Annotated in this window: 26 protein-coding genes; 17 read left to right on the plus strand and 9 right to left on the minus strand. The window is 62.1% G+C overall.

What is annotated here, in order from left to right:
• Positions 1-55: 55 nt before the first annotated feature.
• Positions 56-847, minus strand: coding sequence for a sulfite exporter TauE/SafE family protein (locus RG540_RS02755; RefSeq protein ID WP_038592934.1), 792 nt, complete (start codon positions 845-847; stop codon positions 56-58).
• A 127-nt stretch (positions 848-974) separates the two neighbouring features.
• Between RG540_RS02755 and RG540_RS02760 the strand changes: the two genes are divergently transcribed.
• Positions 975-1,283: a nucleoside triphosphate pyrophosphohydrolase family protein gene (locus RG540_RS02760; RefSeq protein WP_038584266.1), complete on the plus strand. Its 309-nt coding sequence runs from the start codon at positions 975-977 to the stop codon at positions 1,281-1,283.
• 78 nt (positions 1,284-1,361) lie between these two features.
• On the opposite strand, the gene tldD is transcribed toward RG540_RS02760, so the two are convergent.
• The 3 genes from tldD to RG540_RS02775 form a co-directional block, all read right to left on the minus strand.
• Positions 1,362-2,777 (minus strand): metalloprotease TldD, encoded by a 1,416-nt coding sequence (tldD, locus tag RG540_RS02765; protein ID WP_038584268.1) that lies wholly within the window; start codon positions 2,775-2,777, stop codon positions 1,362-1,364.
• Positions 2,778-2,862: 85 nt separating this feature from the next.
• A complete protein-coding gene (locus RG540_RS02770; protein WP_038584270.1) occupies positions 2,863-3,351 on the minus strand; it encodes a YcxB family protein in 489 nt (162 codons plus the stop codon).
• 28 nt (positions 3,352-3,379) lie between these two features.
• The gene (locus RG540_RS02775) at positions 3,380-4,030 is read right to left on the minus strand and encodes an invasion associated locus B family protein (protein WP_038584272.1); all 651 of its coding nucleotides are present in this window, start codon (positions 4,028-4,030) and stop codon (positions 3,380-3,382) included.
• A gap of 412 nt (positions 4,031-4,442) precedes the next feature.
• Here RG540_RS02775 and coxB point away from each other — a divergent pair, with 412 nt between their 5' ends.
• The 16 genes from coxB (at position 4,443) to RG540_RS02855 (ending at position 16,242) form a co-directional block, all read left to right on the plus strand.
• Positions 4,443-5,327, plus strand: coding sequence for a cytochrome c oxidase subunit II (gene coxB, locus RG540_RS02780; RefSeq protein WP_046601497.1), 885 nt, complete (start codon positions 4,443-4,445; stop codon positions 5,325-5,327).
• An 18-nt stretch (positions 5,328-5,345) separates the two neighbouring features.
• The gene (gene ctaD, locus RG540_RS02785; protein ID WP_038584274.1) at positions 5,346-7,049 is read left to right on the plus strand and encodes a cytochrome c oxidase subunit I; all 1,704 of its coding nucleotides are present in this window, start codon (positions 5,346-5,348) and stop codon (positions 7,047-7,049) included.
• A 67-nt stretch (positions 7,050-7,116) separates the two neighbouring features.
• Positions 7,117-8,073, plus strand: coding sequence for a heme o synthase (locus RG540_RS02790; RefSeq protein WP_038584276.1), 957 nt, complete (start codon positions 7,117-7,119; stop codon positions 8,071-8,073).
• Positions 8,070-8,210, plus strand: a complete 141-nt coding sequence (locus RG540_RS32225; protein ID WP_162182788.1) for a hypothetical protein — start codon at positions 8,070-8,072, stop codon at positions 8,208-8,210. Before RG540_RS02790 ends, RG540_RS32225 begins: the two co-directional genes overlap by 4 nt.
• A 10-nt stretch (positions 8,211-8,220) precedes the next feature.
• Positions 8,221-8,856, plus strand: coding sequence for a cytochrome c oxidase assembly protein (locus tag RG540_RS02800; RefSeq protein WP_038592941.1), 636 nt, complete (start codon positions 8,221-8,223; stop codon positions 8,854-8,856).
• A 51-nt stretch (positions 8,857-8,907) separates the two neighbouring features.
• On the plus strand, positions 8,908-9,783 hold the full coding sequence (locus tag RG540_RS02805) for a cytochrome c oxidase subunit 3 (RefSeq protein ID WP_038584277.1): 876 nt from the start codon (positions 8,908-8,910) through the stop codon (positions 9,781-9,783).
• Between the two features lie 86 nt (positions 9,784-9,869).
• On the plus strand, positions 9,870-10,220 hold the full coding sequence (locus RG540_RS02810) for a type II toxin-antitoxin system RelE/ParE family toxin (RefSeq protein WP_038584279.1): 351 nt from the start codon (positions 9,870-9,872) through the stop codon (positions 10,218-10,220).
• On the plus strand, positions 10,217-10,510 hold the full coding sequence (locus RG540_RS02815) for an XRE family transcriptional regulator (protein WP_038540641.1): 294 nt from the start codon (positions 10,217-10,219) through the stop codon (positions 10,508-10,510). The genes RG540_RS02810 and RG540_RS02815 overlap by 4 nt, the downstream gene beginning before the upstream one ends.
• Positions 10,511-10,513: 3 nt before the next feature.
• A complete protein-coding gene (locus RG540_RS02820; protein ID WP_038584281.1) occupies positions 10,514-11,269 on the plus strand; it encodes an SURF1 family protein in 756 nt (251 codons plus the stop codon).
• A 68-nt stretch (positions 11,270-11,337) separates the two neighbouring features.
• Positions 11,338-11,703 (plus strand): DUF1304 domain-containing protein, encoded by a 366-nt coding sequence (locus tag RG540_RS02825; protein WP_038584284.1) that lies wholly within the window; start codon positions 11,338-11,340, stop codon positions 11,701-11,703.
• 4 nt (positions 11,704-11,707) lie between these two features.
• A complete protein-coding gene (gene ispH / locus RG540_RS02830) occupies positions 11,708-12,724 on the plus strand; it encodes a 4-hydroxy-3-methylbut-2-enyl diphosphate reductase (RefSeq protein WP_038592944.1) in 1,017 nt (338 codons plus the stop codon).
• A 158-nt stretch (positions 12,725-12,882) separates the two neighbouring features.
• A complete protein-coding gene (locus RG540_RS02835; RefSeq protein WP_038584287.1) occupies positions 12,883-13,866 on the plus strand; it encodes a homoserine kinase in 984 nt (327 codons plus the stop codon).
• The gene (gene rnhA, locus RG540_RS02840) at positions 13,863-14,303 is read left to right on the plus strand and encodes a ribonuclease HI (protein WP_038584290.1); all 441 of its coding nucleotides are present in this window, start codon (positions 13,863-13,865) and stop codon (positions 14,301-14,303) included. The genes RG540_RS02835 and rnhA overlap by 4 nt, the downstream gene beginning before the upstream one ends.
• A gap of 25 nt (positions 14,304-14,328) precedes the next feature.
• Complete coding sequence (locus RG540_RS02845) at positions 14,329-15,057, plus strand: class I SAM-dependent methyltransferase (protein WP_038584293.1); 729 nt, start codon at positions 14,329-14,331, stop codon at positions 15,055-15,057.
• 3 nt (positions 15,058-15,060) lie between these two features.
• The gene (locus RG540_RS02850; RefSeq protein WP_174479275.1) at positions 15,061-15,870 is read left to right on the plus strand and encodes an endonuclease/exonuclease/phosphatase family protein; all 810 of its coding nucleotides are present in this window, start codon (positions 15,061-15,063) and stop codon (positions 15,868-15,870) included.
• Between the two features lie 63 nt (positions 15,871-15,933).
• On the plus strand, positions 15,934-16,242 hold the full coding sequence (locus RG540_RS02855; protein WP_038584296.1) for a Dabb family protein: 309 nt from the start codon (positions 15,934-15,936) through the stop codon (positions 16,240-16,242).
• 42 nt (positions 16,243-16,284) lie between these two features.
• Here the strand turns inward: RG540_RS02855 and RG540_RS02860 are convergent, their stop codons facing one another.
• From RG540_RS02860 to RG540_RS02875, 5 genes are all read right to left on the minus strand, one after another.
• Positions 16,285-17,184 carry a metal ABC transporter substrate-binding protein gene (locus RG540_RS02860; RefSeq protein WP_038584298.1) on the minus strand — a complete coding sequence of 300 codons (900 nt, stop codon included), beginning with the start codon at positions 17,182-17,184 and terminating at the stop codon, positions 16,285-16,287.
• 16 nt (positions 17,185-17,200) lie between these two features.
• Complete coding sequence (locus tag RG540_RS02865) at positions 17,201-18,073, minus strand: metal ABC transporter permease (RefSeq protein WP_038584300.1); 873 nt, start codon at positions 18,071-18,073, stop codon at positions 17,201-17,203.
• The gene (locus RG540_RS02870; protein ID WP_038584302.1) at positions 18,070-18,837 is read right to left on the minus strand and encodes a metal ABC transporter ATP-binding protein; all 768 of its coding nucleotides are present in this window, start codon (positions 18,835-18,837) and stop codon (positions 18,070-18,072) included. The genes RG540_RS02865 and RG540_RS02870 overlap by 4 nt, the downstream gene beginning before the upstream one ends.
• On the minus strand, positions 18,834-18,956 hold the full coding sequence (locus RG540_RS33440; RefSeq protein ID WP_255759163.1) for a hypothetical protein: 123 nt from the start codon (positions 18,954-18,956) through the stop codon (positions 18,834-18,836). Before RG540_RS33440 ends, RG540_RS02870 begins: the two co-directional genes overlap by 4 nt.
• 212 nt (positions 18,957-19,168) lie before the next feature.
• On the minus strand, positions 19,169-19,654 hold the full coding sequence (locus tag RG540_RS02875) for a peroxiredoxin (RefSeq protein WP_038584305.1): 486 nt from the start codon (positions 19,652-19,654) through the stop codon (positions 19,169-19,171).
• Positions 19,655-19,699 lie beyond the last annotated feature (45 nt).

Below are 19,699 nucleotides of genomic sequence, written 5' to 3' on the forward strand. Positions count from 1 at the left end.
GACCCTACTCTCGGACGGGTTAAGTCTTGCTGAATAACGCCGTGCTGAATCCTGCTCAGGGCCGCAGCGCATCGAAAAGCGGCAGGCTGACGATCGCCGCCATGGCGATCAGCAGGAAGCAGATACGCCGAAAGGTGCCTTCGGAGGCAAATCCGAACAGTTTCGAACCGGCAGTCACCCCGAGGCCGTAACCCGGGCCGGCGATCAGTGCGAGGGCAAGGACGTCGAGGGTCAAAAGGTGGCCGATGACATAGGCGGTGGCCGAGATCACCGTCGAAAGCGCGAAATAAAGGATGAGATTGGCGCGCACGGTGAGCGGCGGAATGGCGCCGCCGAGCCAGTAGGCGACGACCGGAGGACCGGAAAGCTGCGCCGCGCCGCCGAACAGGCCGGCAAGCGCCCCGACGCCGATGGTCAGCGGAGTTTTTGGCTTGCCGTGGTAACGCCAGCCGGAAATCAGGAAGATCAGCAGGCAGAGCACCACGACCGAGATCAGCCACCGGAGCGCTGTTGGATCGATCACCGCCAGCAGCGTCGTGCCCGCCGGTACGCCGACCAGCGTACCGATCAGCATCGTGCCCACTTCTCGCCGGTTCGCCCGCCTCCAGCCGTCCGGCAGCATGCCGAGCGTCGTCACGCCGTCGATGACCAGGAGCAGGGCAGGGGCGATCTTCGGGCCGACGGCAGCACCTGCAAGCGGAACGAAGATCAGCGCTCCGCCGAACCCGGAAAACCCGCGTGCCAGTCCGGCGATCAGCGCCGAGAGGAAAAGAAAGACGAGCTGCGCCGCCCCATGACCCGGAATCCATGCATCCAGGAAGGCGGAAATCGGGTTTGAGGATGCCATGAAAAATGCCGTGATGAAGGGCTTCGGATGGTCCGCACCTGCCGGGATTTGGATGAGGGTGTCAAGCAAACCCTCTGGACACGGCGCTGGAATCAGCATTCTCCTGTGGATACAAAAGGAGAACATTATGCTGGGCAAACTTACCGAACAATTCGAGGCTGCATCCGCGGATTACGCCGAAACCCACGGAATGGTCCGCGATGCCGATTGGTTTCTCCTGAAGCTGCAGGAGGAGATGGGCGAGCTGACCCAGGCCTGGAACCGCGCTACCGGCCGCGGACGGAAAAAGGGCAGGAGCGACGAGGATCTCGCCCGCGACCTTGCCGACGAGACGGCCGATCTTCTCGGCCATATCCTGCTGTTTGCCAGCAACAACCGGATCGATCTTGCATCGGCGATCGAGCGGAAATGGCTGTTCAGGCCGGATGAGGGCTGAATTTGAGGCTCGTACGCCAGCATTGGGATTTGGCGATAGAAACCTCAGCGTTTCTATCGCCAGGCAAACTGCTCCGCTTTACGCCTTCGTCCCGCCCACCGTCACCTGGTCCATCCGCAGATGCGGCTGGCCGACGCCGACGGGGACCCACTGGCCGCCCTTGCCACAATTGCCGATGCCGGTGTCGAGCTTCATGTCGTTGCCGACCATCGAGACGCGGCGCATCGCATCCGGGCCGTTGCCGATCAGCATGGCGCCCTTGATGGCCGGGCCGATTTTGCCGTTTTCGATCATGTAGGCCTCGGTGCAGCCGAACACGAACTTGCCGGAGGTGATGTCCACCTGGCCGCCGCCGAAGGAGACGGCGTAGATGCCTTTCTTCACCGAGGCGATGATCTCTTCGGGCGATTTGTCGCCGCCGAGCATATAGGTATTGGTCATCCGAGGCATCGGCGTATAGGCATAACCCTGCCGGCGGCCATTGCCGGTCGGCGCGACGCCCATCAGCCGGGCGTTCTGGCGATCCTGCATGTAACCGACGAGCTTGCCGTTCTCGATCAGCACGTTGTAGGCCGATGGCGTGCCTTCGTCGTCTATGGTGATCGAGCCGCGGCGGTTGTCGATCGTGCCGTCGTCGACGACGGTGACGCCAGGAGCCGCGACCATCTCACCCAAAAGACCGGCAAAGGCCGAGGTCTTCTTGCGGTTGAAATCGCCTTCCAGCCCGTGCCCGACCGCTTCGTGCAGCATCACGCCCGGCCAGCCGGAGCCGAGTACGACATCCATCGTGCCGGCCGGCGCGTCGATTGCGGAAAGGTTGACGAGCGCCTGGCGCAGCGCCTCGTCGGCGCCGGTCTGCCAGTTGCCTTCCGTGACGAAATCGCCGAAGCCGATGCGACCGCCGGTGCCGAACGAGCCCGATTCCTGCCGGTCGCCGTCACCGACGACGACGGAAATGTTGATGCGGGTCATCGGGCGGATGTCCTGCACCCGGTGGCCGTCGGCGCGCAGGATGTCGACCACCTGCCAGCTTGCCGAAACGGTCGCCGTCACCTGCCGCACCTTGTCGTCCTTGGAGCGCAGATAGGCGTCGATCTCGGTGAGCAGCTTGACCTTCTCTTCGAAGCTGGGGCTGCCGATCGGGTTCTCGTCACCGTAATATTTCTTGTTGGTGCGCTGGGGGGCGGCGGCGTAGGAGCCGGAATAACCGGCGGTGACGGCCCGCACCGCATCCGAGGCGCGGGACAGCGCTGCCGCCGAAAGCTCGCCTGCATGGGCATAACCGACCGCTTCGCCGGCGACGGAGCGCAGCCCGAAACCCTGGTCTGTGTTGAACGAACCGCCCTTCAGGCGGCCGTTGTCGAAGGTCAGCGATTCCGCCTGGGCATGTTCCACGAAAAGCTCGCCGTCATCGGCGCCGGTAAGCGCCTCGGAAAGCATCGAGCGCAGCTTGGTCTCGTCGCAGTCGAAAAGGTTGAGAAGGTCGGTATTCATGGGATGCTCCTTCTGCGCTGCCACTGGAAGACGCGCTCTGTTCCAACCGATGTAGGTCCGGGGAGGGACCGAAGCAAGCCTGCTTTCAGATGGCTTTTGCGCTGAGGAAGGCCTGCACCTCCTGCGGCATGGCATTTCGCGGCAGGATATTGAAGGCCGATGTGCCGCTGAACAGCATGAACGAAAGCGGCCGTTCCCAGATCTCGGTGACATTGGTCCAGTTGAGCCGGCCGTCGCCGAGGTTGGAGGCGATGCCGAACCCTTCCGGATCGATGGTCACTTCGGCGCTGCGATCGGTCATGCGCCTGTAGCGGCCAAAGGCGCTGGCGGAATGCGCGCGCCAGACCACGGCGCTGAAAATCGCCGGGAAACAGGCGACGAGGAACGCCAGCAGCGCGAGGGTGAAGTTGGCCTGGAACAGGAGTACGGCGCCGGCGACGACCACCAGTCCCGCCGCCGCCCACTTCCCCTTCTGCTCGCGCATCGTGCGCTCTATGACAAACACGCGCACTGCATCGCGCACGACCTCGTCGTCGAAGCGAACGGGGAAGGTATGGTTGCCGCGAAGCTCCATGAACGATCGTTTCTTTATTATAACGTGATCACGGAAGCGCGTCGTAACCTTCGCCGAAGCCGGTCAGCTCGATCGGAATGCCGACCCGGTCCTGATCGGCGGATTCGCGCAGTGCAAAGACGGCAGCCTTGCCGGCCCGCAGGATGCGCATCAGTTCCTCGTCGATCTCCACTTCCACATAGCAGCCCTCGGAGAAGCAGCGGGTGAAATAGGCGCGGCCGATATTGTTGTTGTCGACATAGAGTTCCATGCCGTCCTTCAGGAGCACGCCGAGCGGCGCGAGGATGCGCAGGATGCGCGCCTTGCGGTCGGCGGTCTTCAGCACCACCACCGACAGGCCGACTTCCGGCCGGTCCTCGGCGATGACGTTCTGCATCAGCGCGCATTGGTCGGCGGAAGCGCCGGCCGGGCGGTCGCAGATGATCGACCATGCGCCGTGGTTCTCGCGCACATTGCCGGGCGGTTGCGCCTGCTGCCCCGGGGGCTGCTGGGTCTGCGCGCCGTTCGGCGCCGGCCGGGGCGCCTGCGGCCCCGGTTTGGCGCCCTGAGCCGGCAGGGGGGCCGGCTGGGGCGCGGCGGGGCGCGGGCCGGGCTGCGGCTGCTGCGCGAACGCGGGAAGCGAAACGGCGGCTGCAAGCATCACGGCTAGACCGGCGCAGATCAGGGAGGGACGACCCATGTAAACCTCTGGAAGACGAATCAGTGCGGCTATTCTTGGCGTTCGCCGGGCGAAATGAAAAGCCCTGACCTCTTTCCAGTGGAGTACGGCGAAAATGGGACTCGGCCCGGGCCAGTGGCGCCACCGACATTATTATAAAGAAATCGCCGGATTTTGGTCGGCACAGGGGCTATAGTAAGGCCGCCGAAAGTGTGGAAGGCCTATGGAATACGGGCCGAACGCCCCAAAAAAGGAGCTCTATAGCCTATCATTATGGCACGATTTCGGGCTTCTCCGGGAGGCGCAAAAATGCCGCACGGGCTTTTCCCGCCAGATATTGCGGCGGCAGGCAAACTGTGATTGAAGCAGACCATATAGCTTGGATTCTGCGTTCGGTTTGATCGAGATCAGACGCATGGGGAGATATGTAGTGATGAACAGGGCTTTTGCAGTGATGACGGCGCTCATCTGTCTGCTCTTTGCTTCCGCAGGTTTTGCGGACCAGCCGCATCCGTGGCAGATTGATTTCCAGGCGGCCGCAACGCCGATCATGCACCAGATCCGCTGGTTCAACCATTACACCTTGTGGTTCATCGTGCCGGTGACGCTGCTGGTCCTGGCGCTGTTGGTCGTCGTCGCGGTGAAGTTCCGTGCGAGCGCCAATCCGGTGCCGTCGCGCGTCAGCCACAATACGGCGATCGAGATCATCTGGACGCTTGGCCCGGTTCTCATTCTCTTCTTCCTCGCAATCCCCTCCTTCAACCTGTTGAATGCCCAGCTCGAAATTCCGGACTCGGACATGACGGTCAAGGCCACTGCCACCCAGTGGCAGTGGAACTATGAATATGAAGGTATGCAGACCCCGGTCGCCTTCGATTCGTACCTGCTGAAGGATCCCGATCGCGCGAGCGCCGGCAAGACCGATCTCGCCGTCTATCCGAAGCTGCTGGCTGTCGATAACGAACTGATCATCCCGGTCAACAAGACCGTGCGCATGCTGGTGACGGCCGCTCCGTCCGACGTTATCCATGCCTTCGCAATGCCGGCTTTCGGGATCAAGATCGACGCCGTTCCGGGTCGCCTCAACGAAACCTGGTTCAAGGCCGAGAATGAAGGCCTCTATTATGGCCAGTGCTCCGAGCTTTGCGGCAAGGACCATGCCTTCATGCCGATCGCCATCCGCGTCGTGTCTGAAGACAAGTACAAGGCTTGGCTCGCTGCTGCTGCGACCGACCTGCCGGGCGCCTACAAGGGCCTGATGGCAGCCGTCGACAAGCCGGCCGGCAACTTCGCCGTCGCCGCAAACGAATCCAAGTAATCAAGGGGAGTGAGGACAATGGCTGGACATTCCGCTCACGACGATCACGCTCAGGCTCGCACCTCTCACGATGCGCATGCTCACGACGATCATCATGATCATTCGCATAAGCCGGGCTTTGCTGCCCGCTGGCTGTTTTCGACCAACCACAAGGACATTGGCACGCTCTATCTGATTTTCGCGATCATCGCGGGCATCATTGGCGGCCTTCTCTCTGTTGCCATGCGCATGGAGTTGCAGGAGCCTGGCATCCAGATCTTCCACGGCCTGGCCGCGATAGTCTACGGCTACGAAGGCGACGCCGCGATCGACGGCGGCAAGCAGATGTTCAACATGTTCACCACCGCTCACGCACTGATCATGATCTTCTTCATGGTCATGCCGGCGATGATCGGCGGTTTCGCCAACTGGATGGTGCCGATCATGATCGGCGCGCCGGACATGGCTTTCCCGCGCCTGAACAACATCTCCTTCTGGCTGATCGTTCCGGCCTTCCTGCTGCTGCTACTGTCGATGTTCGTCGAAGGCCCGGCAGGCGCCTATGGCGTCGGCGGCGGCTGGACCATGTATCCGCCGCTCTCGACCACGGGCAACCCTGGCCCGGCAGTCGACCTGGCGATCTTCGCGCTGCATGTCGCCGGCGCGTCCTCGATCCTCGGTGCGATCAACTTCATCACCACGATCCTCAACATGCGCGCTCCGGGCATGACGCTGCACAAGATGCCGCTCTTCGCCTGGTCGGTTCTGGTCACCGCCTTCCTGCTGCTGCTGTCGCTGCCGGTCCTGGCGGGCGCCATCACCATGCTTCTGACCGACCGCAACTTCGGCACCACCTTCTTTTCTCCGGAAGGCGGCGGCGACCCGATCCTGTTCCAGCACCTGTTCTGGTTCTTCGGTCACCCGGAAGTCTACATCCTGATCCTGCCCGGCTTCGGCATCATCAGCCATATCGTTTCGACCTTCTCGAAGAAGCCCGTCTTCGGTTATCTCGGCATGGCCTACGCCATGGTCGCGATCGGCGCCGTCGGCTTCATCGTCTGGGCCCACCACATGTACACGGTTGGCATGTCGCTCGATGCTCAGCGTTACTTCGTCTTCGCGACGATGGTCATCGCGGTTCCGACCGGCATCAAGATCTTCTCCTGGATCGCAACGATGTGGGGCGGCTCGCTGACCTTCTCCACCCCGATGATCTGGGCGATCGGCTTCATCTTCCTGTTCACCGTCGGCGGCGTCACGGGCGTCCAGCTCGCCAATGCCGGCCTCGACCGTTCGCTGCATGATACCTATTACGTCGTGGCCCACTTCCACTACGTTCTGTCGCTCGGCGCAGTTTTCGCCATCTTCGCGGCCTGGTATTACTGGTTCCCGAAGATGTTCGGGTACATGTACAACGAGAAGATCGGCAAAGCGCATTTCTGGATCATGTTCATCGGCGTGAACCTGGTGTTCTTCCCGCAGCACTTCCTCGGCCTTGCCGGCATGCCACGCCGCTACATCGACTATCCGGATGCATTCGCCGGTTGGAACTACGTTTCCTCCGTCGGCTCTTACATCTCCTTCGTCGGCGTGCTGATCTTCCTCTTCGGCGTCTGGGAAGCCTTCGCAAAGAAGCGCATTGCCGGCGACAATCCGTGGGGCGAAGGTGCGACCACGCTGGAATGGCAGCTTTCTTCGCCGCCGCCGTACCACCAGTGGGAACAGCTGCCGCGCGTCAAGTAAGCGGTTCATCTTTGAAGAAGGGCATCGCGGCAGCGCGATGCCTTGAAATACCAAACAGGACGGTTCAATGACGGTTATGGACAATCACGACGCTCTCGGCTCCGATGGAGGCTCACGCCTCTCGGAAGCGAGTGCGCGCGATTTCTTCGAGCTCCTGAAGCCCCGGGTGATGTCGCTCGTGGTCTTCACCGCATTCGCCGGCCTCATTCTGGCGCCAGGCCACATCAATCCGGTCCTCGGCGTGATTTCCATTCTCTGCATCGCGGTCGGCGCCGGCGCCTCAGGCGCGCTCAACATGTGGTATGACGCCGATATCGACGCCATTATGACCCGCACCGCCAAGCGCCCGATCCCCGCTGGCCGCATCCTGCCGCAGGAAGCGCTCGCCTTCGGCCTGACGCTATCAGTTTTCTCGGTGGTCATCCTTGGCCTCGCGGTCAACTGGTTTTCAGCCGGCCTGCTCGCCTTCACGATCTTCTTTTACGCCGTCGTCTACACGATGTGGCTGAAACGCTCGACGCCGCAGAACATCGTCATCGGCGGCGCTTCCGGCGCCTTCCCGCCGATGATCGGCTGGGCCTGCGTGACGGGCGGCGTGTCGCTCGACAGCATTCTTCTGTTCCTGATCATCTTCCTGTGGACGCCGGCGCATTTCTGGGCGCTCGCGCTCTTCAAGATGCGCGACTACGGCTCGGTCGGCGTGCCGATGATGCCGAATGTTGCAGGCGAAGCCTCCACCAAGAACCAGATGATCGTCTATGCTGTGCTGACCGCTGTCATTGCGGTCGCTCCCACCTTCACCGGTCTTGCCGGCCTCGGTTACGGCATCTTCGCCGCCGTGCTTGGCGCGATCTTCATCATCTGTTCCATCGCCGTCCGGCGCATGCCAGACGGCGACGAAAAGATGATGCCGGCGAAGAAGATGTTCGCCTATTCGATCATCTATCTCTTTGCGATCTTCTCGGGCCTGCTGGCCGACCGGCTGCTGGCGGGGGTGCCGCACCTCCTGGGAGGCTTGCTGTGATCGAGACAGTCAAGCTCAGCGAAGCCCAGAAGAAGTCGCGCCGCAACCGCAATATCGCGCTCGGCCTGGTTCTCGCCGGGCTCGTGGTCCTCTTCTACATCATGACGCTGGTGAAAATCGGCGGGGTCGGGAACTAGGATGGAACCGATGGCGGACGGAATTCAGAACGGTCAGGCAAAACGGGTCAGCAACGCCGCGATCTTCGCCGGCTGCGCTGTTTTCGTGGCCGGCATGGTCGGCGCCGCCTATGCATCCGTGCCGCTCTACCGGCTGTTCTGCCAGGTCACCGGCTATAACGGCACCACCCAGCGCGTCGAGCAGTATTCCGACAAGATCCTGAACAAGTCGATCCAGGTGACGTTTGACGCCAACATTTCGCCGGGCCTGAACTGGGAGTTCAAGCCCGCCAAGGCAGTCAGCCCGAAGATCGGCGAGACCGTGCAGATCGAATATAGCGCCACCAACCGATCGTCGAAGCCGACGACAGGCAGCGCCGTCTTCAACGTCACGCCGATGGAAGCGGGCGCCTATTTCAACAAGGTCGAGTGCTTCTGCTTCACCGAGCAGACGCTGCAGCCCGGTCAGTCGGTCCAGATGCCGGTGGTGTTCTTCGTTGACCCGGAGCTCGCCACGGCGCCAGAGACCAAGAACATCAAGACGATCACACTGTCCTACACCTTCTATCCGAGCGAGCCGAGCAAACCGGTCGCCGCTCTGCCGGAAGGCCAGAAGGCGGGCGCCCAGAAGACGGGCACCCAGAACACAGGCGTGGGGAAACTTTAAGAGGGTTCGCCGGTTTTCCGGCGAAGCAGGCATTCATCCGGGGATTCTGACATGGCCGACGCGCATCAGAAAAATCACGACTACCACATCATCGATCCGAGCCCGTGGCCGATCCTGGCTTCGATCGGCGCCTTTATCATCACCTTTGGTGGTGTCGGTTACATGCGCTACCTGCATGGCGGCCAGTTCCACATCTTTGGTCTGGATCTTGCCACGCCGTGGCTCTTCTTCGTCGGTCTTGCGATCATCCTCTATACGATGATCGGCTGGTGGTCGGACACGATCAAGGAAGGCGATGCCGGCGCCCATACCCGCGTGGTCTCGCTGCACCTGCGCTACGGCATGATCATGTTCATCGCTTCCGAAGTGATGTTCTTCGTCGCCTGGTTCTGGGCCTTCTTCGATGCGAGCCTCTATGCCAACGAGGCGATTCAGGCGACCCGCGTCGAATTCCTCGGCGGTCAGTGGCCGCCGAAGGGCGTCGAGGTTCTCGATCCCTGGCACCTGCCGATCTACAACACCGTCATCCTGCTTTTGTCGGGCACCTGCGTCACCTGGGCTCACCATGCGCTGCTGCACGGCGACCGCAAGGGCCTGGTCACCGGCCTGGCGCTCACCGTTGCGCTCGGCATCCTGTTCTCCAGCGTCCAGGCTTACGAGTACATGCACGCTCCGTTCGCGTTCTCGAACTCGATCTACGGTGCAACTTTCTTCATGGCGACCGGCTTCCATGGGTTCCACGTGCTGATCGGCACGATCTTCCTGCTGGTCTGCCTGCTGCGCGCGATTGCCGGCGGCTTCACGCCCACCAAGCATTTCGGCTTCGAAGCCGCCGCCTGGTACTGGCACTTCGTCGACGTGGTCTGGCTGTTCCTGTTCTTCGCCATCTACGTCTGGGGTGGCTGGGGCGCGCCGCTGGCCCACTGATCGGGTTGATATGAATTCGGAGAGGGCGGCGACGAGCCGCCCTTTTTCGTTTACGGAATGTCCCAAATTTGTTACATTGGTGTTGGATGGCTGGGGCGCTGAAGAAGATTATCGGGCGGTTTTATGCGACCGGAAGCGGCCGTAAGCCCGTCCGCGATTGGCTAATGGAGCTTTCCCGCGAAGACCGACGGCAGATCGGCATCGATATCCAGCGCGTCGAATTCGGATGGCCGCTCGGAATGCCCTATTGCCGGTCGCTCGGTCATGGTCTGTGGGAAGTTCGAAGCAACCTGTCTTCGGGCCGCATCGTAAGAGTGATCTTCTTCATTCATGAGGAAGAAATGATCCTGCCGCACGGGTTCGAAAAGAAAACGCAAAAGACGCCGGCGCAGGACATCGATCTGGCCTTGAAACGAAAAAGAGAGATAGACGCATGAACGACGCGAAAGGCTATGTCGACAGAACCGAAAGCTTCGATGACTTCCTCGATGCCGACGGTCTCTTGGAGGAAACCGAGGCGGTTGCCCTGAAACAGGTGATCGCCGATCAGGTTCGGGCGGCGATGGCTGAGAAGGGGCTGACGAAGAAGGCCATGGCGGAACGCATGCATTCCAGCCGCCAGCAACTCGATCGGCTGCTCGATCCGCATTATCCGTCCGTCACGTTGCTCACGCTTCGCCGCGCCGCCGCGGCTGTCGGAAGAACGCTTCGCATCGAACTGGTTTGATCCATGAACATTCAGACGAAGACTAGGCCTGACACGCCGGCCCGCGGCCGGATGATCGCGACTGTGATCGCGGTGCTGGCGGCGTTGGTCATCCTTTTGTCGCTCGGCACCTGGCAGGTGGAGCGGCTGCATTGGAAGGAAGGGCTGCTCGCCGATATCGCCGAGCGGCGGGCGGCTGCACCCGTCCAGCTCTCCGATATCGAAGCAATCGGGAAATCCGGCGGCGATATCGAATATCGCCGCGTCTCGGTTACCGGCACGTTCGATCACCCGAAGGAACGGCATTTCTTCGCGACCTTCAACGGTCAGACCGGGTTCTATGTCTATACGCCGATGACGCTTGCCGATGGCCGCGTCCTGTTCGCCAACCGCGGTTTCGTGCCTTACGAGATGAAGGACCAGAAGACCCGCCCCGCCGGAGAGGTTGCCGGCCAGCAGACCGTCACCGGTTACGCCCGCGTGCGGCTCGGCGAAAAGCCGTCCTCGATCGTCCCGGACAACGATCTCGCCAAGAACATCTTCTACTGGAAGGATCTCGATGCGATGGCCTCGACCACCGGCATCGATGCGGGCAAGGTCCTCCAGTTCTTCGTGGATGCCGACGCGTCGGTCGCCAATCCCGGCGGCTGGCCGAAGGGCGGCGTCACTCAGTTCGACCTGCCGAACAGCCACCTGCAATATGCCGTCACCTGGTACGGTTTGGCGGCGGCCCTGGTCGCGGTCGTTATCGGCATGGTTTTTCGCCGCAAGCGCGTCTGAGCTCGCATGGCCTGAGATCCGCAATTGGGATAGCCTTGTCGAAGGGTCGAGGGAATCGGGGCGACGTTATGACACTTCTGGCGAATATTTTTGTAGCGCTGACCGCGCTTCTGCATGTCGGGTTTCTCGTCCTCGAAATGTTCCTCTGGACCGGCCCGACCGGCCGAAAAGTGTTCCGCATGTCGCCGGAACAGGCCGCGACGACGAAGGTTCTCGCCGCCAATCAAGGGCTCTACAACGGCTTCCTGGCGGCCGGCCTTTTCTGGTCGCTGCTACAGGCCGATCCCGCCTTCGCCTTCCAATTGAAGCTCTTCTTTCTTGTGTGCGTCATCATTGCCGCTATATATGGCGCGTGGTCGGTCAAGCCGCGCATCCTGCTCATCCAGGGCGGCCCGGCCATTCTCGCTCTCGTGTTGACAGTCCTGGCGTCCTGATTTGATGGCATCATCCATTCTAGAAAAAAGCCCGCTCAAGATCCGCCTCTGCGGCCCGCGCGGTTTCTGCGCCGGCGTCGATCGGGCGATCCAGATCGTTGTGCTGGCGCTGAAGGAGTATGGCGCCCCGGTCTATGTCCGCCACGAGATCGTCCACAATCGTTATGTGGTCGAAGGGCTGGAAGCCAAGGGCGCAATTTTCGTCGAGGAGCTGGACGAGATCCCCGTCGAACACCGCAAGCAGCCGGTCGTCTTCTCCGCCCACGGCGTGCCGAAATCGGTGCCGGAGGATGCGGAGGCCCGCAATCTCTTTTATCTCGATGCCACTTGCCCTTTGGTTTCGAAAGTCCACAAGCAGGCGATGCGCCACCAGCGCCTGGGCCGCCATGTGGTGCTGATCGGCCATGCCGGCCACCCGGAAGTGATCGGCACGATGGGCCAGCTGCCGCCGGGCACGGTGTCGCTGATCGATACGATCGCCGATGCGGAAGCTTATGTCCCCGAGGACCCCGACAATCTCGGCTATGTCACCCAGACGACGCTCTCGGTCGACGATACCGCAGGCGTCATCGCCAAGCTGCAGGAGCGTTTCCCGAACCTCACCGCGCCTTCCGCCGACAGCATCTGCTACGCCACCACCAACCGCCAGGAAGCGGTGAAGGAAGCAGCCCCCGGCTGTGACCTCTTCATCGTCGTCGGCGCACCGAACTCGTCGAACTCCAAGCGGCTTGTCGAAGTGGCGCTAAGGGCAGGGGCCAAGCGGTCCCTCCTGGTGCAACGCGCCTCCGAACTGAACTGGGACGAAATCGGCCGCATCGGCACGCTCGGCCTTTCCGCCGGTGCCTCTGCTCCGGAAGTCATCGTCGACGAGATCATCGCTGCCTTCAAGGATCGTTTCGACGCCGAGATCGAGCTGGCGATCACCGCGGAAGAAACCGAAAACTTCCTCGTCAACCGCGAGCTGCGCAACGTGCCTTTGACGGTCGACGATATGGCCTGGGTGAATGGAGCGCGGGCGTGAGCGAGTGTGGCCTGGAGCACCCCCCTCTGCCCTGCCGGGCATCTCTCCCTCAAGGGCCGGGCATCTCTCCCCCCTTGAGGGGGAGATGTCACGAAGTGACAGAGGGGGGTGTGCCCTTGAACTGAATACTCCGTTTTCCCACGCACCGTGAGACCACCTTGGCCGTTTATACCGATATCACCGAAGACGACCTGAAGCAGTTCCTGACCGAATACGATGTCGGCGAACTGACCTCCTACAAGGGGATTGCAGAAGGCGTCGAGAATTCGAATTTCCTGCTACACACGACCCGTGATCCGCTGATCCTGACGCTCTACGAAAAGCGGACGGATGAGCGCGATCTTCCGTTTTTCCTCGGCCTGATGCAGCATCTGGCAGCCGGCGGCCTGTCCTGCCCGCTGCCCCTGCCGCGCAATGACGGGGGCCTCTACGGCACCCTGTCCGGCCGGCCGGCTGCGCTCATCTCCTTCCTCGAAGGCATGTGGCTGCGTAAACCCGAGGCGAAACATTGCCGCGAGGTCGGCAAGGCGCTCGCCCGGATGCACCTCTCCGGTCAGGATTTCGAGCTGACGCGTCCGAACTCGCTCTCCGTCGAGGGCTGGAAGACGCTTTGGGAAAAGTCCGCAGCGCGCGCCGACGAGGTCGAAACCGGCCTGCAGGAGGAGATCTCATCGGAGCTCGATCACCTGGGCAGGAACTGGCCGAAGGACCTGGCCGCCGGCGTCATCCATGCGGATCTCTTCCAGGACAATGTCTTCTTTCTCGGCGACGAGCTGTCCGGCCTGATCGACTTCTATTTCGCCTGCAACGACCTGCTCGCCTATGATGTCTCGATCTGCCTGAACGCCTGGTGTTTCGAAAAGGACGGCGCCTACAACCTCACCAAGGGCCAGGCGCTGATCGAGGGTTACCAGAGCGTCCGCCCGCTTGATAAAGCCGAGATCGAAGCCCTGCCGATCCTGGCCCGCGGTTCGGCGCTGCGCTTCTTCCTGACGAGGCTCTACGACTGGCTGACGACGCCGGCCGGCGCGCTGGTGGTCAAGAAGGATCCGCTCGAATATCTGCGCAAGCTGCGCTTCCACCGCCAAATCACATCGGCCACCGAATACGGGTTGGTCGAGGAAAGACTGTCCGCATCATGAAGCAGGTAGAGATTTTCACCGACGGCGCCTGTTCCGGCAATCCCGGCCCGGGCGGCTGGGGCGCCATCCTGCGTCACGGCGACACGCAAAAGGAACTGTTCGGCGGCGAGGCCGATACGACCAACAACCGCATGGAACTGATGGCGGCGATCTCCGCGCTGAACGCGCTGAAAACCCCGTGCGAAGTCAACCTTCACACCGACAGCAAATATGTGATGGACGGCATTTCCAAGTGGATCTTCGGCTGGAAGAAGAACGGCTGGAAGACTGCCGACAAGAAGCCGGTGAAGAACGCCGAACTCTGGCAGCAGCTTGAGGAAGCGCGGAACAAGCACAAGGTGACGCTGCACTGGGTGAAGGGCCATGCCGGCCATCCGGAAAACGAGCGCGCCGACGAGCTTGCTCGCCTCGGCATGGCACCGTTCAAGAAGAGATAGCCTGCCAAAGCCTCGGAGAGGATCGATGGCCCAGAACGTCTATGACACGCCGGAATTCTTCGAAGGCTACAGCCAGCTCGGGCGCTCGGTCCATGGGCTGGCCGGCGCCGCCGAATGGCCGGCAATCAGGACGCTGCTGCCTGAGATGACCGGCCGGCGCGTCGTCGATCTCGGTTGCGGTTTCGGCTGGTTCTCGCGTTTTGCGGCGGCGGAGGGCGCCGCCTCCGTGCTCGGCCTCGATCTCTCGGAAAACATGATCGCCAAGGCTCGGACGGAAAACGCTCATCCGGCCATCACTTATGAAATCGCCAATCTGGAGCGGGTCGAACTGTCGGCAGGGGCTTTCGATCTCGCCTACAGTTCGCTCGCCTTCCATTACCTGGAGGATTTCGGCCGGCTGGTGGCTGAGGTTCATTCCGCCCTCGTGCCGGGTGGAAAGTTCGTTTTCACCATCGAGCACCCGATCTACATGGCCTCCCGGAATCCCGGCTGGCGGACGGATGAGGCGGGCAAAAAATTCTGGCCGGTGGATGGTTATTCGGTCGAGGGCCGGCGCGCGACCGACTGGCTCGCCAAGGGCGTCGTCAAGTATCACCGCACCATCGGCACGACGCTGAATACGCTGATCGATGGCGGTTTTGCCATTCGCCGGGTCATCGAATGGCATCCCTCGCCGGATCAGATTGCCGCCAATCCGGCACTTGCCGAGGAGATGGACCGCCCGATGATCCTCATGGTCTCCGCGGAGCGCTGAACAATGACCTTGCGCCTGATCTCTCTCAACGCCTGGGGCGGCCGCGTCCATGCGCCGCTGATGCAATATCTCAAGGACACCGATCCGGATGTGCTCTGCCTGCAGGAAGTCACCCATGTCGCGTCATATGACGGCGGCTGGCTGACCTTTCGCGAAGGCGATTTCGAGCTGCCCCAGCGTGCCAGCCTGCTGGAGGACGTGACGGAGATCCTGCCCGGGCACCGCGCGTTTTTCGCCCCTGCCGCGCGTGGCCCGCTTTACGATGGCGATCGCCAAGTGATATCCGAATGGGGGCTGGCCACCTTTGTCCGACAGGACCTGTCGGTGATCGACCAGGTGCAGGGTTTCATCCACGGTGACTTCCCGCTTTCCGGCTTCGGCGACCATCCGCGTCCCCGCAACGCCCATGCCGTCCGCATCCACCGCTACGATACTGGCTCGGGCGTGACGATCGTGCAGATGCACGGGCTGCGGGATCTTGCCGGCAAGGGCGATACGCCGGCACGATTGGCACAGGCGCATGCTCTCGTCGCGCTGATCGAAAAGGTCTGGCAGCCGGGTGAACCGCTTGTCGTCTGCGGCGATTTCAATCTGCTGCCCGGCAGCGAGACCTTCGCCATTCTCGGAAAACTCGGCCTCACCGATCTCGTCACCACCCGCGGCTTCACCGATACCCGCACCTCCTGGTATCCGAAGGATGGGCGATATGCGGACTATCTGCTGGTGACGCCGGATGTGAAGGTCGAGAATTTCGATGTGGTCGAGGAGCCGGAAGTTTCCGACCATCGTGCCCTTCTTCTGGAAATCGTCTGAGCCGCTGTTGCGCTCGAAGCATCAGTCACTATTCTGCCGCAGACAACTCGGGGAGGCCGGTCCATGATCCTGCATTGCGTATTCATCCGCTTCAAGGCGGCCATCCAGCAGGCCGAAAAACAGTCGATCTTTGATGCTGTTGCAGCGCTCAAGAACGTCACGCCCGGAATTGTCGACGTCAGATTCGGCCAGAACGTTTCCCCGGAAGGCCTGAACGGCGGCTTCCTCGATGGGTTCATCGTGACTTTCGAGAACCCCGAGGCGCGCGACGCCTATCTCGTCCATCCGGACCACGTAGCTGTCGGCGACCGGATCATCGGTTCTGCGGACGGCGGTCTGTCCGGGCTTCTGGTCTTCGATATGGCAGTCTGAAGAAAGGCCGCGGGCGTTTGTCCGCAGCCTCCCCTTGTGGGATCAGCTCGATTTCGCCATCGCCGCGGCGATCTGGTCGACATTGTAGCGGAACATCTTTTCATAGGTCGGTGCTGGCCCTTTGGCATCCGAGAGCGATTCGACATAAAGCTCGCCGCCCGGCTGGGCAGCGGTCGCCTTGGCGATCTGCTTCACCAGCCGCGGATCGTTGGAGTTTTCGAGGAAATAGGTTTTCACCCCCTCGGCCTTGATCTGCTCGATCAGCTTGGCGACGTCGGCGGCTGAGGCTTCCGTTTCGGTCGAGAGGCCGAGCGGCGCCAAAAAACTCACATTGTATTCGCGGCCGAAATAACCGAAGGCGTCGTGGCTGGTCAGCACCTTGCGGCGGTCGGCCGGTACCGCGTCGAACTTGGAATGCGCGTAGGCATTCATGGCGTCGAGCTTCTGGAGATAGGCCTCGGCATTCGCCTTGAAGGCGCTCGCATCGGCCGGATCTGCCTCCGACAGCGCCTTTTCGATATTGGCGACCCAGACCTTCACGTTGACGGGGCTGTTCCAGACATGCGGATCGGTCACTGTCTTGCCGTCTTCGTCCATGGTGCGGGTGTTGACGCCTTGCGAGACGACGATGGGCTTGCCCCTATAGCCCGATGCCGTGATCAGCCGGTCCATCCAGCCTTCCAGGCCTTCGCCGCTGACAAAGGCCACCTGCGCCGCCTTGAGGTTCTTGGCATCCGCCGGCGACGGCTCGAATTCATGGGGATCGCCGTTCGGGCCGACGAGGTTCGTCACCTTCACGTGTTTGCCACCCACCTGGGAGACGACATCGCCGAGCACCGTGAAGGAGGCGACGACTTTCAGCGTGTCAGCGAAGGCAGGCACCGCGGAAAAGGCCATGAGGGCGGGAATGGCGGCGGAGAGAAGCAGTCTGCGGGATATCATCGAAGTCTCCTTGAAGTCAGCCTGCGAGATGCGGGCGGGGAAAGAGCCGCCGAGCAAGGCCGGACGGTGCGAAGAGGATGGAAAAGCCGTAGATCACCGCTGCCGTCATGATGATCGTGGGGCCGGAGGCGAGTTCGAGATGGTAGGAGGCGATCAGCCCGACATAACCGGAGACAGCGGCCGCGGCGGCGGCAAGCGCCATCATCGCGGTCAGGCTGCGGGCCCAAAGCTGCGCGATCGCTGCCGGCAGCATCATCAGCCCGACCGCCATCAGCGTGCCGAGCGCCTGGAAGCTCGCCACCATGTTGAGCACGACGAGCAGCAGGAACAGCGCGTGATAGACCGGCCCGCGGCCGCCAACGGTGCGCAGGAAACCCGGATCGAAACATTCCGCCACCAGCGGCCGGTAGACGATCGCCAGGGTGACCAGCGTCACCGATGTGATCGAGCCGATGAGGACGAGCGCGGGGCCGTCGATGGCGAGAATGGTGCCGAACAGCACGTGCAGGAGATCAACGTTGGAGCCGCGCAGCGAGACGATCAGCACGCCCAAGGCCAGCGAAGTCAGGTAGAAGCTCGCAAAACTCGCGTCTTCCTGCAGCACCGTGACGCGGCTGACCAAGCCGGAAAGCAGCGCCACGGAAAGCCCCGCCACAAGTCCGCCGATCCCCATCGCGGTCAGCGACAGCGAACCGGCGACGAGGTAGCCGATCGCCGCACCCGGCAGCACCGCATGGCTCATTGCATCACCCATCAGGCTCATGCGCCGCAGCATCAGGAAAACGCCGATAGGTCCTGAGCCGAGCGCCAGGCAGAGGCAGGCGACCAGCGCCCGGCGCATGAAGCCGTAATCGGCAAACGGCGCGATCAGCAGATCATAGGTGCTCATGCGACAACCCCGTTGGTCGAAGCGCCACCGACCGGCGGTTCGCAGATACCGGCGCCGTCGTCCCATCGCTCGGCCATCATCCGCGCCTTCAGAAGATTGCCGGCCGACATCACCTCCGCCGTCGGCCCCCAGGCGATGCATTCGCGCGCCAGCAGCAGGGTCTCGGGAAAATGGGTCCGCACCTGCTCGAGGTCGTGCAGCACGGCGATCACGGTGCGGCCCTCGCCATGCCAGTGCGCGACAATGTCGAGCAGATCCTGGGTCGTGCGCGCATCGATCGCCGTAAAAGGCTCGTCGAGCAGGATGACTTTGGCATCCTGAAGCAGGAGGCGCGCAAACAACACCCGCTGGAATTGCCCGGCCGAGAGCGAGCCGATCGGCCGCCGGTCGAAACCGCTAAGGCCGACGGCCGCGAGCGCCTCCGCCGCTTGGGTGTATTCCTTCGGTCCGTTCGCCTTGAACGCCCCGGTATGCCGCCACGCGCCGAGCAGCACCGTATCGAGGACCGAGATCGGAAAACGCCGGTTGATATCCGCCGCTTGCGGCAGATAGCCGAAATCGCTGCGCGCAAGCTGATGCCGCAGCCGCCCTTCCGCCGGCCTCAACTCGCCCATGATCGCCTTCATCAACGTCGATTTGCCGGCGCCGTTCGGCCCGGCAATCGCAGTCAGGCTGCCGGCCCGGAAGAAACCCGATACGTGATGGACGGCGGGATGACGGTCGTAGGTGACCGTGAGATTATCGAGCGTGAGGAGGGCGCTCACGGCAGCATCACAGCCCACTCGATCGCCAGCCAGAGCAGGCCGAGGAGCAGCGCGACATAGACGAGGCGACCGAGAGCGGAACTGCCGATAAGGCTGGAGGAGGGAGAAAATCGTGCCATTGCAGTTGCCATTGATGTAATAACATTACGTGTTATGTTATAACAAATGTGGCGGAAGGATGGCGAAGGAGGAAGTGCGTCCCGCGGACATTGCGCTGCGGGGTTCCTGTGACAAGCACAGGAATGAAGATGGGCCCGGCCCCATCCTCTCCCTCTCGAAAACAAAAAGGACGCCCGCAGGCGCCCTCCTCAAACGAAATACAAACCCAGGCTTAGATCTGTTCCAGCATCGCGGCAGCGCCGGAGACGGTGGCCTGGCCGGGGCTTTCCTCGACGTTGAGCGACTTCACGACGCCGTTTTCGACCAGCATCGAATAACGCTTGGAGCGCACGCCGAGGCCGCCGGCGGAAAGGTCGGCGTCGAGGCCGAGCGCCTTGGTGAATGCGCCGTCCCAGTCGGCCAGGAAGTGGATCTTGCCGAGACCGCCCGTCTGGGTCGCCCAGGCGCCCATCACATGCCAGTCGTTGACCGAGAGAACGGCGATGTCGTCCACGCCCTTGGAAAGGATCGTGTCGCGGTTTTCGAGATAGCCCGGCAGGTGGTTCAGCGTGCAGGTGGGGGTGAATGCGCCAGGCACCGCGAAAAGCACGACCTTCTTGCCGTCAAAAAGCTGTTCGGTGGTGATCTCCACCGGGCCGTCCGCGGTCTTTTCCTTGAACTTGGCTGTGGGAAGTTTGTCGCCGATGGCAATCGTCATGGGGCTCTCCTCGGTTGGGCGAGCGCCTGTCTCAGGCCCGCCATT

It is taken from the genome of Neorhizobium galegae bv. orientalis str. HAMBI 540, from assembly GCF_000731315.1.
In the GTDB taxonomy this organism is placed as follows: Bacteria; Pseudomonadota; Alphaproteobacteria; order Rhizobiales; family Rhizobiaceae; genus Neorhizobium; species Neorhizobium galegae.

Excerpts from the sequence above, each read along its gene's own strand:
- RG540_RS02800 (WP_038592941.1), top strand. The coding sequence starts at position 8,221 with ATGGCGGACGGAATTCAGAACGGTCAGGCAAAACGGGTCAGCAACGCC.
- RG540_RS02755 (WP_038592934.1), bottom strand. The coding sequence starts at position 847 with ATGGCATCCTCAAACCCGATTTCCGCCTTCCTGGATGCATGGATTCCG.
- RG540_RS02825 (WP_038584284.1), top strand. The coding sequence starts at position 11,338 with ATGACACTTCTGGCGAATATTTTTGTAGCGCTGACCGCGCTTCTGCAT.
- RG540_RS02770 (WP_038584270.1), bottom strand. The coding sequence starts at position 3,351 with ATGGAGCTTCGCGGCAACCATACCTTCCCCGTTCGCTTCGACGACGAG.
- rnhA (WP_038584290.1), top strand. The coding sequence starts at position 13,863 with ATGAAGCAGGTAGAGATTTTCACCGACGGCGCCTGTTCCGGCAATCCC.
- RG540_RS02815 (WP_038540641.1), top strand. The coding sequence starts at position 10,217 with ATGAACGACGCGAAAGGCTATGTCGACAGAACCGAAAGCTTCGATGAC.
- RG540_RS02790 (WP_038584276.1), top strand. The coding sequence starts at position 7,117 with ATGACGGTTATGGACAATCACGACGCTCTCGGCTCCGATGGAGGCTCA.
- RG540_RS02875 (WP_038584305.1), bottom strand. The coding sequence starts at position 19,654 with ATGACGATTGCCATCGGCGACAAACTTCCCACAGCCAAGTTCAAGGAA.
- RG540_RS33440 (WP_255759163.1), bottom strand. The coding sequence starts at position 18,956 with ATGGCACGATTTTCTCCCTCCTCCAGCCTTATCGGCAGTTCCGCTCTC.
- RG540_RS02845 (WP_038584293.1), top strand. The coding sequence starts at position 14,329 with ATGGCCCAGAACGTCTATGACACGCCGGAATTCTTCGAAGGCTACAGC.
- RG540_RS02865 (WP_038584300.1), bottom strand. The coding sequence starts at position 18,073 with ATGAGCACCTATGATCTGCTGATCGCGCCGTTTGCCGATTACGGCTTC.
- RG540_RS02760 (WP_038584266.1), top strand. The coding sequence starts at position 975 with ATGCTGGGCAAACTTACCGAACAATTCGAGGCTGCATCCGCGGATTAC.
- RG540_RS02860 (WP_038584298.1), bottom strand. The coding sequence starts at position 17,184 with ATGATATCCCGCAGACTGCTTCTCTCCGCCGCCATTCCCGCCCTCATG.
- RG540_RS02855 (WP_038584296.1), top strand. The coding sequence starts at position 15,934 with ATGATCCTGCATTGCGTATTCATCCGCTTCAAGGCGGCCATCCAGCAG.
- coxB (WP_046601497.1), top strand. The coding sequence starts at position 4,443 with ATGAACAGGGCTTTTGCAGTGATGACGGCGCTCATCTGTCTGCTCTTT.
- ctaD (WP_038584274.1), top strand. The coding sequence starts at position 5,346 with ATGGCTGGACATTCCGCTCACGACGATCACGCTCAGGCTCGCACCTCT.
- RG540_RS02810 (WP_038584279.1), top strand. The coding sequence starts at position 9,870 with ATGGCTGGGGCGCTGAAGAAGATTATCGGGCGGTTTTATGCGACCGGA.
- RG540_RS02775 (WP_038584272.1), bottom strand. The coding sequence starts at position 4,030 with ATGGGTCGTCCCTCCCTGATCTGCGCCGGTCTAGCCGTGATGCTTGCA.
- RG540_RS02805 (WP_038584277.1), top strand. The coding sequence starts at position 8,908 with ATGGCCGACGCGCATCAGAAAAATCACGACTACCACATCATCGATCCG.
- ispH (WP_038592944.1), top strand. The coding sequence starts at position 11,708 with ATGGCATCATCCATTCTAGAAAAAAGCCCGCTCAAGATCCGCCTCTGC.
- RG540_RS02850 (WP_174479275.1), top strand. The coding sequence starts at position 15,061 with ATGACCTTGCGCCTGATCTCTCTCAACGCCTGGGGCGGCCGCGTCCAT.
- tldD (WP_038584268.1), bottom strand. The coding sequence starts at position 2,777 with ATGAATACCGACCTTCTCAACCTTTTCGACTGCGACGAGACCAAGCTG.
- RG540_RS02820 (WP_038584281.1), top strand. The coding sequence starts at position 10,514 with ATGAACATTCAGACGAAGACTAGGCCTGACACGCCGGCCCGCGGCCGG.